Source organism: Desulfocicer niacini, from assembly GCF_054657595.1.
The window spans coordinates 37,815-51,561 of sequence record NZ_BAAHYK010000036.1; the positions used below are offsets into that span (position 1 = coordinate 37,815).

Consider the following 13,747-nt stretch of genomic DNA (forward strand, 5'->3'; position numbering starts at 1 on the left):
ATTTTTTATCTAAATCTTAGCAAAAGTCGTGCCATTGATTTTAGCCTTGTAAAAACAGGTCTTTATGAAGAATATTGATATAGAAAACCGTATTTGGTTGTTTGTATTACCATATATGGTAAATTATGTGTTATATACCCATATATGGTGAAATACCATCGTTCCCCTGAATTTTATTCTCAATACCCAGGATGTTTTTAATGGATAAAGATGTTTTTTTTAGAAAAGCCACCCTGCTGATATGCAGCAGTCTTGACATTGAAGTCGCATTAAGCCGGTGCAGATCCTATATTTCCCAGTACTTACCTGCAGATAAGATATATCTTAACATCTATGAGCCCGGTCAGGGACAGCTTCGCTATGTGGCAAAGGCCGATGCCAACGGGGGTGAAAAGATGGAAACAACCATACAGCTTCCCCGGGAGCTTATTCGTTCCATTGAAAGCGGTGAACGGCTTACCAATTCCATGATCATAAACCATCCTGAACAGGATCCCATGGGCCGTATCATCACCCGGGAACTGAATCTGGGGGAGTATTCATTTATTGCACTGCGTTTGCACATTGAGGTGGAACGTCTGGGGGTGATTGATCTTTTTGCCAAAGGGGCGGATCAATTCACAGATGTCCATCTGAAACTGTTTTCTCTTTTAAAAGAGCCCTTTGCCATTGCCATGGCCAATGCCTTGAAGCACCAGGAACTTCTGAGGCTCCAGGAGCAATTGATCGCCGACAACCGATATCTTAACAGTGAGCTGTTTTCCCGGTCAGGGGATGATGTGGTGGGGGCAGCCCATGGACTTCATGGGGTGTTTAAAAAAGTGGATCAGGTGGCCTATCTTAAGAACACCGTGCTTATTTTGGGTGAAACCGGGGTGGGTAAAGAGGTGATAGCTAATGCCATTCATCGCCTGTCCCCCCGTAGAGATAAACCCTTTATAAAGGTAAATTGCGGTGCCATACCGGAGAATCTCATTGACAGTGAACTGTTCGGTCATGAAAAAGGCGCCTTCACCGGTGCAGTATCCCAGAAAAAGGGGCGTTTTGAACGGGCCCACCGGGGAACCATTTTTTTAGATGAGATCGGAGAGCTGCCGCCCTGGGCACAGATTCGTCTGCTCCGGGTGCTACAGACTCAGGAAATTGAACGGGTGGGGGGCTCCCCGGCCATCCAGCTGGATATCCGGGTGATTGTGGCCACCCATCGAAATCTGAAGAAGATGGTGGAAGCGGGGACCTTTCGGGAAGATCTGTGGTTTCGTATAAATGCCTTTCCCATTGTCATTCCCCCTTTGCGCAACAGAAGATCGGATATTCCCCTTCTGGTGAATCATTTTCTGGAAAAGAAATCCCGGGAGATGGGTATTCATAAAATTCCTGAAATTGCACCGGAGGATCTTGCTCAGTTGATTGAGTGGGATTGGCCGGGAAATGTGAGAGAACTTGAAAATACCGTTGAACGTGCACTTATTCAGCACCGACAGGGTCCCTTACATTTTTTGGACACCGCCATAGAAAATGATGGTCATGAGCTTTATGTGCCGTTGAAAAGAAAATCAAAAGGGGCTACCCTGGATCATGTGGTTAAACGCTACATTGAAAAGGTGCTTACCATGACCCAGGGTAAAATCAATGGGCCGGATGGTGCCGCAGCCATATTGGGTATTCATCCCAACACCCTGAGAAATAGAATGAAAAAACTTGATATTATCTATGGCCGGGCCTATCGCCGGGAAAAAAATATACATTCTTTTCAGTGATGTGCTTCGCATATACAAAGGGTCATTCGTATGATAATCTTTTCAGATTCAGTTCCCAGGTCCATTGTACCGGCGGAACGGCTCAAAATAAAAAGTTGGATGATGGCATAATCATTCTCGGGCAGCAACAACAAACCATTGGATTCCGGGTGAACCGGGAAAGGAGACCTGATGTCAGTGCATAGTAAGGCCTACCAGCATAAGGTGGTGACAGGGGCAGAGGCTACCTCAAAAATTAGAAACGGCAGTCGAATTTACATCGGATCCGCATGTGGAGAGCCCCAGCACCTGATCCATGAAATGGTTAAAAATCGTAATATCCAGGATGCCATGCTTTTTCAGATGCTTTCCTTTACCCTGGGACAGTATCTGGATGACGGGGATTTTCTGGATCGCTTTGCCGTGAAGTTGTTTTTTGTCACAACTCCCATGCAGAAGGCCGCCTTTGAGGGAAAAATTGATTATATCCCCACCTATCTCTCCCAGATTCCCAATTTTTTCAAGAGTAACCAGATCGGCATTGATGCCGTGCTGGTACAGATCAGCCCGCCGGATCGTTTTGGCATAGCCAGCTTGGGTATTTCTGTGGATGTTACCCTGGAAGCGGTGAAAAGTGCCCGTCTGGTCATTGCCCAGGTAAATCCCCGTATGCCCCGGACCCATGGGGACGGATTTATCCATATTGATGATATTGATTATCTGGTCCCCTTTGAAGAAGAGTTACTGCACAACAATAGGGAGGATGTGAACGAAAACACCGCTGAACGTATTGCAGGCTATGTCAAGGAACTTATAGACGATGGGTGCACCCTCCAGGTGGGGTATGGGCATATGCCCTATGCGCTTTTAAAGTACATTGACAATAAAAATGATCTGGGTATTCATACTCACATGATTTCAGATGCCTTTATTCCGCTGTTTGAAAAGGGGATTATCAACAATAAAAAAAAGAATTTCATGAAAGATCGTGCGGTTGCCACTTTCTGTATGGGTTCACGAATTGCCTATGATTACATTGATAATAATATTCAATTTTATTTTGGTACGGCAGATTTTGTGAACACCCCGGGGATTATCAGTAGAAACGATAATTTTGTTTCCATCAGCTCGGCCCTGGAGGTTGATCTCACAGGGCAGGTGTGTTCTGATTCGGTGGGCCGGCAGTTTTTCAGCGGCACCGGGGATCAGTCCAATTTTGTACGGGGAGCTACTTTGTCCAAGGGAGGCTTTTCCATTATTGTTCTGGCCTCAACAGCAAACAATGGTAAAAGATCGCGTATTGTCCCCACTTTAAGTGCTGGTGCCGGTGTGGCCACCCTGCGGGCAGATGTCAATTTTGTGGTCACCGAATACGGCATTGCCCAGTTAAAGGGAAAAAGTATTTACCAGAGGGTCATAGAACTGACCCAGATCGCCCACCCTGATTTTCGGGCCGGGCTAATGGATGTGGCCAAGGAAAATCATTATATTTTTGCCGATCAAATGCCCCTTCCGGCGGAGGATCTTATTTTTTTGGAGGAATATAAGAGTAGACTTACGTTGAAAAATGGAAAATCCATGGCTGTGAGACCTCTGTTGCCATCGGATGAAATTGCCTATCGAAATTTCTTTTACTCGTTAAAAGAAGAAACTGTATTTTTACGTTTTTTCCATTCCATCACCATTTTTTCCAGAAAAATGGCCCAGGCCCATTGGGCCAACATGGATTACCGCAGTTTTATTTCCCTCATCGGTATGGTTAGAAATAAAGGCAATAAAGAGGTGATGGCCATCGGTACCTATGCGGAGCTTGATAAAGACTGGGCAGAGGTGGCATTTGTGGTCCGGGAGGACTTCCATGGCCAAGGCATTGCCGGTCATCTTCTGCAATCCCTTGAAAAAATCGCAAGAGCCAACGGATACATTGGCTTTATTGCCTCTGTTCTGCCCGAGAACCGGGCCATGCTCCATGTGTTTACCAGGTATTATCCCCATGCACAAACCACCACCCATACAGGTGATATTGAGATTCGCATGTCTTTTTTGAATCGGTAAACCATGGTAGGCTCAAATTTCAAATATAATTTTTTTCGTCGGGGATACTATCAAATCTCCATACCGTTAAAGCTGTTGGTTCTCATTCTTCCCTTGGTGTGTATTCCCATCATCCTGGTGGGATACTTGTCGTTCCAAACCTCTGTTTCAAGTGTTACGAGTCTGTCCAAGGAATTGCAGTTCTTTCAGGCAGAAAATGTTGCGCGGGAGATTGATTCCATATTCAAAACTGCCTTTAATGATCTTGAATTTATGGCATTGTTCACTACGGATCTGCTGAAAACATCCCAAGACGACGATGTGCCGTGGGAAGGGGATATCTTTGTTGAAAAAATAAATTTATTAATGAAAAGATATCTCGACAACTCTCTTTATTATTATCAAATTCGGTTTGTGAATGAATCTGAGGATAAGGCGCTTGTAAGTGTTCCGGATACCTTCTCCACAGCCCAGAACGATATGTTAACGGCCATGGATAAAGTAGATTTGTCGAGTTTTAATATTTCCCCCATTGTCAAATTACCGGATCAACCCATTTATCTCATTCATTTATCAAGGCCTGTTTTTGATAAAGCGCAACGATTGGTCGGCGCCATCATTATTGATTTAAAATATTCCATGATCATGGAACTGGTGAAGGCAATTCGTATCGGGGAGAAAGGGTATGCGTTTCTTGTGGATGGGCAGGGTCGTACCATTGCCCACCCCGTATATACCCCCTATGAATATGATTTGACTCGATATAAAGACCCGCGTCTGCTGGAATTTATCATTCATATATTATCGGGAAAAACGGGTTGGAAAGCCTTTCATGATCAGGGAGAAAAGGCCGCAGCCTTTGCGCCTGTGCCCACCATGAACTGGTCCCTTGCTGTGGGTATTCCCATTGATGAATTTAAAAAAGAAGCGGGAATGCTTCGAAGGGATACGATTCTGGTTGTGTTGGGGATGATATTATTTTCCACAATGCTTGTTATTTTTCTATCATTTCGGGTTATTCGGCCCATACGAAATCTTGTCATGGCCACGGAACAGGTGGCTTCCGGGGATCTGAGCCGCGAAATTGACGTTTATTCCAATGATGAGCTTGGGATGCTTACGATATCATTTAATCGGATGATCAGGAGCCTTCGGGATATTCAAAATCAACTGGTGGCATCGGAAAAACTCATTTCCATGGGGAGATTATCCGCTGGTGTGGCCCATGAAATTCGAAATCCGCTCAATGCCATGAAAGGGGCCGTCACCTATCTGCAGCGACGCAGATCAGAGGATGATCTTGTGATTGAATATACCGGTATTATTGTGGAAGAGGTGGAGCGATTGAGTGAATTCGTTACCGAGTTTCTCCTTTTTGCAAGGCAGTCTGAACCCAGAAAATCAGCTGTGGATATTAATGAGCTGATCCGGATGGTGGTCGATTTATTTCAAAGTGAGTTTGAAGATGAAAATATTGATGTGGTTGAAGATCTGGTGCCCTTGCTTCCCATTGTCATGGTGGACTCCCAGCAATTGGAACAGGTTCTTTTCAATCTATTTATTAATGCAGGACATGCAATGCAGGGGGGAGGTGTTTTACGAATTTCAACCCAGGGCCCTTTGGGGGACACCCTGGATAAAAACAATGATCATGAGGCCCAAAATGTTCGGATAAACATTGAAGACAGCGGTACGGGCATTGACGACAAAGATCTTGAATTCATATTCGATCCATTTTATAGTACCAAAGATGCGGGTACCGGCCTGGGATTACCCATCAGTTTGAGTATCATCGAAAATCACGGTGGGCGATTGAGCATTTCAAGTATCAAGGATAAGGGAACCACCATAACCATTGATCTGCCCGTGGGATAAGCGCAGTTCATTTGAAAGGTTGACATTGAAAGAAACCATTCTTGTAGTAGATGATAAAATCAATACACTCAAGGTGATGTGTGCCATTCTGGAGGATGAAGGCTATGTAGTCTTCAAGGCCAAAAATGGTAACGAGGCCCTGAAAATTTTCCAGAAAGAGGAGAGCATAGATGCTGTTCTTGCGGATCTGAAAATGCCAGGTATGGACGGTCTTGAGCTATTTCATAAGCTCAGAAGCATTAATCTACAGTTACCGTTCTTGATCATGACAGCCCATGGCACCATTGAATCTGCCGTGGAGGCCATGAAGCAGGGCGTTTCCAATTACCTTATCAAACCGTTGAATTTTGATGAATTGACCATTGTGCTGAAGCGGGCCATACGTGAAAAGAAAATTACAACGGAGCTGACGGAATTTCGACGGGAAGCCCGTGAAAAGTATGCTGCAAAAAATATAATAGGTGCCCACGGGAGCATGAAACGATTGTTTGAAATGCTGGATACCGTTGCACCCACCGACGCACCGGTGCTTATCTATGGAGAGACTGGCACCGGCAAAGAATTGTTGGCCCGTGCCATTCACTCATCAAGTAGCCGCCATGATCGCCCCTTGGTCTGTATTAATTCCGCCGCCCTTCCGGATAATCTATTGGAAGCGGAACTGTTCGGTTATAAGAAAGGGGCATTTACGGGTGCCGTCACCAATAAAAAGGGACGACTTGAAATGGCTGACGGCGGCACTCTTTTTCTGGATGAAATTGGCCTGATGAGTATGCTGATGCAGACAAAGCTGCTTCGTTTTCTCCAGGAGGGGACCTTTGATCCAGTGGGTGGCGTTAAAGCTCGCCATGTGGATGTAAGGGTCATTGCTGCCACCAACAAAGATCTCAATGAAGAAATCAAGGCACAACGTTTTTTAAGCGATCTCCTGTATCGCATCGAGGTGGTTACAATGACGCTTCCCCCTTTGCGGGACAGGGGAGATGATCTATTGCTGCTCGTTAATCATTTCATTGAAAAATATAATCATGAATATAATAAATTGATTAAAGGAATCGTAGCGGAAGCAGTGGATGCATTGTCGGCGTATAGCTGGCCGGGAAATGTCCGTGAACTTGAAAATTGTGTGGCCAGGTGCGTTATCCTGGCAAAGGGAGAGATGATTCAAACAATTGATCTGCCCGATAAAATCGAAGTCTGGAAAAGTGCCCCGCCGGTGGCCGAGCGGGGTATTATTGGAACCATTCCTGAAAAGGGTGTCTCCTTAAAGACGGTGGAAGGAGAACTCATTGAAAAAATATTGGCAAAATGCAATGGTAATAAATCTAAAACGGCCGCCATGCTGGGAATGAGCAGAAAAACACTTTATGAAAAAATTGAACTGCACAATTTGAAAAAATAGGGGAGTTCGATCATATATTGCATTGGGGAGAAACAGTCGTCCTTATCCGGCTGATTTAAAGGCGATTTCAGTCTGGTTTTGTTTTTATTGGTACAAGATGTGGTGATTAATTTAGTCAATACACATCATATAGATAGTCCAGCTGTCTGAAATATGAAAATCGCGACTTAATCAACAGGCTCATTCAATGCTGTCTTTTACGAGGGGGATTTGTAATTTTGTCGTTGCAAATTCAAAAGGGTAGATGATCTCCTGTTTTCCGTTACGCCATTGCAGGGTCAAACTGGGGTAGCGTGCCACACCTTTGAGATCATAGTTTGTTTTTCCCATCATTGTATTGAATTCGTTCTTCAGGACTGCCGATCGTACCATTGCAGAATTGATGGTTCCTGCCTTTTCTATGGCCTGCCATAGGATTTGGGCAAGGGCGTAGTAGGTACCAATAACCGTTGAATCATAGCCAAACGCCTTATGAAATCGTTCACCCAGCTCACGGGCACCAGGATAGGGAAATGTTTTTGACCAGTGACCGTCACTGAGTACGTTTTGGGCGTCTTTGCCCAGAATTTTGCCGAACTCGGCGGGCCAGGTTCCTTTCCAGCCCTGAAGGTAATTGACGGATAGATGATGTTCCTTCATTTGCCTGATGAACCTGATGGTGTCCGCAAGTGGTGCAAACAGAAAAATGGAATCCACACCCAACTGTTTTATTTTGAGAATTTGTGAAGCAAAATTTTTTCCGCCTACGTGAATGTAAGTATCTAAAATTAAATTATATCCATATTTCTCGGCTTTTTTATGGAGATGGCGATTTAATGCGATTCCGTCGTATGTATCCTCCATGATCACAGCGGTACGTATAGGTCTTTTTTTCTTGGGTAGAGAATGCCATATTTCAAAGGGCATGGACGCGGTTTGTTCCATGTCGAAAAAAAGCAACGTGGACCAGCCGAAATGATGGGCCAGCCAGGGAGGAATGAAACTTGCGGTGGCATGGTAGTAAATTCGGTTGGTTTCGGCAACAACACAACCGGGTATCACACCGTATACGGCGGTATAACCGCTGAGAAGGAAATCAACCTTTTCTTGCTTGATCAGTTTTGTCACCGACGTCACCACCACGGAGGGATTTGACGCATCATCTTTAATCGCCAGGCGAACCGGAAGTTTTTTACCATATTCCAGAATATAGATACCACCGGTTTTGTTGATATCGGCAACCGCGGCTTCATAGGCCCACTTTATTTCTTTTCCGATGGAGGCCGAGATACCGGAAAGGGGTAGGTGGGCACCGATCCGAACTTCTTTTCTCACGGTATCTGTCAATGGCGCACCACTACACACAACGGCGTAGAAAAAAAATACCGGCAGGCAGATGCAGAGAATCCGATTCTCTAACTTGCGAGTTTTCATCTCTTCTCCTTTGAACATCCTTTTATCTTATTTTATAATGTAAGATCAGCCATAAAAAACAGATGAGGTCAAGTTTGTCAAAGGATTTGTTTGAAATAGAGAAACGCACAGCCTGCGGTCCAGCCGAATCTAATTATCAAAATAAACTTTAAAAAAATAGCATTCTTCAAAATTACTTTACACTTTTTCGACCTGTGCCGTTACCAATTGTCCGCAGTGGTTGGCAAGACAAACAGATCAAATTTAGTCTTCAATTGGGAGTATCCCCCATTTACAAGGCTTTTTCCCAAAAAAGCTGTAAATTATTTTGGGGGTCATATGAAGAATACCCAAAAAACAACCGTTGAATTAAAACTTTAAAAAGGGCCCAGGGCACTGGGTGTTACTTCTTGTAACAATCCCAGGTGCCCTATGCTTTTCTATGGAACCGGTCTTAAATAACTTGCCCTTTTCAGAACACGCCACCGTTGAAGGGAAGAATATCCCCAATTTTTAAATGGGTATGTTATTTCGGACTCATTCCTATTCTATTTGCTGCAATAATACATCGGTATCAGATGCAGGATTTCATGATGGTACGTATCTGATCTGCGTTGATGTCCCTGGGGTTGGCTTCCCTGGAGATGTCGTTCATGGACCATTTGATGGTGTGGTCGATGTCCGCATCGGTGAAATCATACTCCCGCAAGGGCCTTTGATGAATGCCCACATCATTGCGCAGGCGAACAATGGCTTCCAGGGTCTGATCCGTTGCCGCCACCGGATTCATGTGTTTAATGTCCAGCCCCATGGCAATACCGATCTCTTTGAATTTCTCCATACTGGAGATGGAATTGAACTGTTCCACAGGCATCATCATCAATGCGTTGGCATATCCATGATGAAGATCTTTCAGGGCGGAAACCTGGTGGGCCAGGCCGTGTACCATGCCCATGCCACCACCGATATTATAGGCCATGGAGGCTATGTATTGTGCCCATGCCATATTTTCCATGGCAACATCATTGGACGGATTGCCGTGGGCTTCACGCAGGTTTTCACTGAGTAACTTAATGGCTTTGATGGCTACCCCGTGGACCACCGGCATGTTCAATCTGCCGATAAAAGGTTCCATGCAGTGACAAAAGGCGTCCATGCCCGTCCACGCCACCAGGTGGGGGGGTTGCATTCGCATCAGTGCCGGGTCATTGATGCCCACGCTGGGTGAAACACCGGGCACTACAAGGATCAATTTATATTTCCACTCTTCATCGTTAATGATGGCAAAGGCGGTTCCTTCTGCACCGGTTCCTGTTGTGGTATTCACCGCCACATGGGGAATGTTGACCAGTTTATATGTTGGAATACGGGTGGTATAATGGGGCTCAAGAAAGGCTGCAAAATCACGCAAATTGGTTTTAGCGCCATCATTTTCCACCATGATACGGATGGCCTTTCCGGCATCCGAGGAACTGCCGCCGCCCACGGATACGATACCGTCACATCCGGCATTAAGATATGCCTGGGTTCCGGCCTTGCATTCATAATCCTTGGGATTGGAGGTAACGCCGTCAAAAATGGTAACGCCGATACCGGCATGCTTCAAGATGCCTTCAACCTCTTCGATGATACCGGTTCCCTTAAGTCCCGTTGTCACAATAAGGGCGTTGGTGATGCCATACATCTGACATTCCTGGGCCACCATTTGATGGGCACCCCATCCCATGACGGCACGGGAATGCTGTTGAACGTATGAGAGGGGAAATTGTTTTCTTTCAATGTTGATAGCCATGTGTCAAGCTCCTTTTTTATTTTTTTATGAACGTTTGTTTTCAGGGTAGATCATGGTTGAACGCTTAGCGGTTGAATGACTATTTTAGGGACCACAGGCTGGAAAAAGCCATGTCTGATGCATGCAACCCATACCCCGCACTGGTAAGAGAGTTGTTCCAGAGAAAAGAAGAAAAGAAAACTCAAGGGATCCAGTTTTGGTTGTTTCACAACGTATTTAACAAGCCCCACACCGAGATGGCCCAGGATCATTCCCATTACTGCTGGGGTGGGGAAAAACACCTGGATGAGCAGGGCAGCCATGAGATAGTAACGGGAGAAAAAAGAAAAAAGATGATAAAGCACACTTAAATTATGCCGTATCCGGGCATAAACTATGGGAAAAAAGCTTAGAATTAGTCCTGCTTTCCGGGTGTTGCGATAGTGTAGGATCGTATCACCTGAGAGAAGGAACGGCACACTAAATCCAAGGGGCGGAAAGAGTAGTGCAGAGATCAGTATCAGTCCCCAGAAAAGCGATGCCATGGCATAAACGGGAAAGGTCTTTACGCGATGGGCATGGACGGATTGCAACAGCGGCTCCGAGGTGCCATATTGATATCTTCTGCGGGCAAAAGACGTCACCTGGTTACGATGTCGATGGAAAACCCGGGCGTCGGGGGTGTATGAAACAACAGCGCCCCTGTCCATGAGGCGCCAGCACAGATCCACATCTTCTCCAACGGTCATCTCCTCCTTGAATCCCCCCACTGCCATGAAAGATGCTTTTCTCACCGCAAAATTGCACGAGGGCAAATAAAAAAAAGCGTTGCCGTTCCGGGAATCGCAGGCGTGATATCCCATATGCAGTGATGAGCACACTTTTTCATATCGATCCAGACGGGTGTGGGTAAGCTGTGCTGAGACCTCCCCTCCGGCAGCGGTAACGCGGGAATCCTCGAATACAGCAGTGAGACGGCGGAGCCATTTGTGATCCACGGTGCAATCCGAATCTAAAAAACAAAGCAGATCGGCACCTGCCTTTTCAGCACCTAAGTTACGGCTGAACGATGCACCCCGTTGTCGCCCATTACAAAGCAAGGTGACCGGGTATTTTTCTGCCACCATGGGGGTATCATCATCTGATCCGTCATCCACCACAATCACCTCCACAAGCTTTTGGGGATAATCTGTTTTTTGCAGGGAGTCCAGACAGTTTTCCAGATCTTCCGGTCGATTCTGCACCGGAACGACAATAGATACCTTTGGAAGGTGTTCTTGTCGTCTCCGTCGCTGTTCCAGCAGAAACCCTTTTTGGACAAGCTGCAGTAAAAAACGTTTAACCTGATGGTGGGTCATGCCTTTGGGTGGATCCTGGTCACACAGGGTCACTGCCTTGTCCTTGCATAATTCCAGAGGTTGGAAAAAGGGGACCCAGCAAACATCCAGTTTTACGGCCCGCAAAGGAAAGGTTGAGACCAGAAAACAGGCATGTCGCTCCTTTTTAAAAGTAACGTTTTTTTGCAGCTTGAATGTCCTGTTTCGGGTCATTACATCTCCTGTTTTTTGCTGTAATTCTTGGGAGTCAATGCCTGTTGAGCTCCTAATTGTATTGTTAAATCAATATTTAGCCATGTTTTGATGAAGTCGGAAGATACTTATTTCCTTATTTTGCCAACTGATGTTGTCAGCACCACCGGTACGGCATCAGCTGGCCAGACATTCCATCAGGCATTCGGGATCTGGTTGGGATAAATCATGGTACATATGATAAGCCACAGCCGGGCATCCCCCCCGGCAGGAATCAAACCGGTGACAGCTATGACATGAGGCCACTTCCAGATTCCTGAAATTTTGAAAAATGGGAGAGGTTTGCCATATTTCATCAAGGGTCTGGGTTCGGATATTCCCCGCCATGAATTGTTCTTCCTGTAAAAAGGCACAGGGATAGACATCGCCGCCCGGTGCAAGGCAACAGGTCATTTTTGCGGCTCCGCACATGTCAAGGCCCAGTCGACGGCGTTTTTCCGAAGTAAGGCTGAAGAAGGAGTCCCCTGTCAATACGCTCGCGTCACCCTGGAGCCAGATGGCAAATTGCTCCAGCTGCTGTTTGGAAGGAGCCAGTTCCTTCCAGCACTCCTTGGCACGTCCGGAGGGACGAAACCGGCTGACGCGAAAAGAGGCGACCAAGCCCTGGGCCATGGTTTTCAATGTCTCCAGTTGTTCGAAGCTTGTGCGGGTTAAAACCGTATTTATGCTGAAGGCAACTCGGTGGTGCTGAAGCCGGGCCATGCCTTCCACCGCACGCTGATAGGTGCCCTTTCCTCTGATTTCGTCATTGGTTGCTTCATCCACACCATCCAGACTGACCTGAAGGAAAATATCTTTCATGGCAGCCAGACGTTCACAGGTCGGATCATCCAGCAGGGTTCCGTTGGTGCTGATACAGGCTATGATTCCCTTGGAATTGGCATATTCCATGATTTCGAAAAAATCCGGTCGAAACAAGGGCTCTCCGCCGCCGATGTTGATTTGAAATACTTTGTGATGTGCCAAGTGGTCGATGAGGGCCTTACACTCTTTTGTGGACAACTCATTGGGATGGGCCGCCCCGGCATCGGACAGGCAGTGGCGGCACTTGAGATTACATCGAAGGGTTATCTCCCATGTTAGGTTTACAGGAGCCCGCAATCCCTTTCGAGCAGCTTCGATCAACATACCAGAACCTCCTTTTTCACCAGTTCATCAAGGGCGGCGGCAAGTTTTTTTTTGATGTCCGGTGTCGCTGTCCGGTTGTTTTCAAGCCGTGTATTCAAGCCGATACCAGATCCGAAATAGTTCGGATCAAGGATGCTGCCTGAATTCAGGAAATACAGCCGGGGCCCCTTGCTGGAGTAAAACAGAAGTCCGCTGTCCTCAGGCCGTACCTGCACCGATGGAGCCAATCGATAGATAGGGTCTGCTCTGTCAATTTTTTTATCAATACACGCCGCAGATGCCATCAATGGATACCTCTTCAATGGTGATTTCAGTTATTGATAGAGCCGCGTCATCCGTGGTTTTTTCTGTAACATTATTTTCAGCACAATCCATTACATCCGTTTTGACATTATTGTTGCTGCATACATCCATTTGTTTTTCTCCCTTACATTGGTGGTTTTTTTTAAGAAAAGAGACTGTTTTATCGTGATGAATTTTGATTTTCATGATTCGATCCCTGCCATGGCAGTTTAATAGTTTGACCATTAAATGCTGTTTTCCATTTTCGGCAGTATCGTTATTTAATCTGTTTTCATAGTAACTTGCAAAAAGAATGCCAATAGTTCCTGTCAATTGTGAGGTGATCTGGATCAGCCTTTTGAAAAATTTTGATGGTCAGTTTGTGAAAAGTGCACTCTCTATCCTACCCTTTGTAATTCATTGAATTAATATGTTTATTTAGTACAAAACCTTGATCTTCGTTGAATGCTCGCTAACCGATGAACTTGATATTTTCGTATTGGTGGTCGAAGTGATGACAAAGCCCGCTTGGCAT

Annotated in this window: 10 protein-coding genes; 4 read left to right on the forward strand and 6 right to left on the reverse strand. The window is 45.8% G+C overall.

Features of this window, described 5'->3' with window-relative positions; all coding sequences use genetic code 11:
- Positions 1 to 200: 200 nt before the first annotated feature.
- The 4 genes from ACYQ2M_RS17935 to ACYQ2M_RS17950 all read left to right on the forward strand — a co-directional run bounded on the left by ACYQ2M_RS17935 (position 201) and on the right by ACYQ2M_RS17950 (position 7,050).
- Positions 201 to 1,760, forward strand: a complete 1,560-nt coding sequence (locus tag ACYQ2M_RS17935; RefSeq protein WP_459917749.1) for a sigma-54-dependent Fis family transcriptional regulator — start codon at positions 201 to 203, stop codon at positions 1,758 to 1,760.
- A 171-nt stretch (positions 1,761 to 1,931) separates the two neighbouring features.
- Positions 1,932 to 3,794 (forward strand): GNAT family N-acetyltransferase, encoded by a 1,863-nt coding sequence (locus tag ACYQ2M_RS17940; RefSeq protein ID WP_459917750.1) that lies wholly within the window; start codon positions 1,932 to 1,934, stop codon positions 3,792 to 3,794.
- A 3-nt stretch (positions 3,795 to 3,797) separates the two neighbouring features.
- Positions 3,798 to 5,648, forward strand: coding sequence for a cache domain-containing protein (locus tag ACYQ2M_RS17945; RefSeq protein WP_459917751.1), 1,851 nt, complete (start codon positions 3,798 to 3,800; stop codon positions 5,646 to 5,648).
- Positions 5,649 to 5,673: 25 nt separating this feature from the next.
- A complete protein-coding gene (locus tag ACYQ2M_RS17950) occupies positions 5,674 to 7,050 on the forward strand; it encodes a sigma-54-dependent transcriptional regulator (protein WP_459917752.1) in 1,377 nt (458 codons plus the stop codon).
- 180 nt (positions 7,051 to 7,230) lie between these two features.
- Here the strand turns inward: ACYQ2M_RS17950 and ACYQ2M_RS17955 are convergent, their stop codons facing one another.
- The 6 genes from ACYQ2M_RS17955 to mftA all read right to left on the reverse strand — a co-directional run bounded on the left by ACYQ2M_RS17955 (position 7,231) and on the right by mftA (position 13,419).
- On the reverse strand, positions 7,231 to 8,463 hold the full coding sequence (locus ACYQ2M_RS17955; RefSeq protein WP_459917753.1) for an amino acid ABC transporter substrate-binding protein: 1,233 nt from the start codon (positions 8,461 to 8,463) through the stop codon (positions 7,231 to 7,233).
- Between the two features lie 553 nt (positions 8,464 to 9,016).
- The gene (locus ACYQ2M_RS17960; RefSeq protein ID WP_459917754.1) at positions 9,017 to 10,234 is read right to left on the reverse strand and encodes an iron-containing alcohol dehydrogenase; all 1,218 of its coding nucleotides are present in this window, start codon (positions 10,232 to 10,234) and stop codon (positions 9,017 to 9,019) included.
- A 50-nt stretch (positions 10,235 to 10,284) separates the two neighbouring features.
- Positions 10,285 to 11,763, reverse strand: coding sequence for a mycofactocin biosynthesis glycosyltransferase MftF (gene mftF / locus ACYQ2M_RS17965; RefSeq protein ID WP_459917755.1), 1,479 nt, complete (start codon positions 11,761 to 11,763; stop codon positions 10,285 to 10,287).
- Positions 11,764 to 11,919: 156 nt separating this feature from the next.
- A complete protein-coding gene (mftC, locus tag ACYQ2M_RS17970) occupies positions 11,920 to 12,930 on the reverse strand; it encodes a mycofactocin radical SAM maturase (RefSeq protein ID WP_459917756.1) in 1,011 nt (336 codons plus the stop codon).
- Positions 12,924 to 13,214 carry a mycofactocin biosynthesis chaperone MftB gene (mftB, locus tag ACYQ2M_RS17975; protein ID WP_459917757.1) on the reverse strand — a complete coding sequence of 97 codons (291 nt, stop codon included), beginning with the start codon at positions 13,212 to 13,214 and terminating at the stop codon, positions 12,924 to 12,926. The genes mftC and mftB overlap by 7 nt, the downstream gene beginning before the upstream one ends.
- Entirely contained in the window at positions 13,192 to 13,419 is a 228-nt protein-coding gene (gene mftA / locus ACYQ2M_RS17980) for a mycofactocin precursor MftA (RefSeq protein WP_459917758.1), read from the reverse strand. The genes mftB and mftA overlap by 23 nt, the downstream gene beginning before the upstream one ends.
- Positions 13,420 to 13,747: the final 328 nt, after the last annotated feature.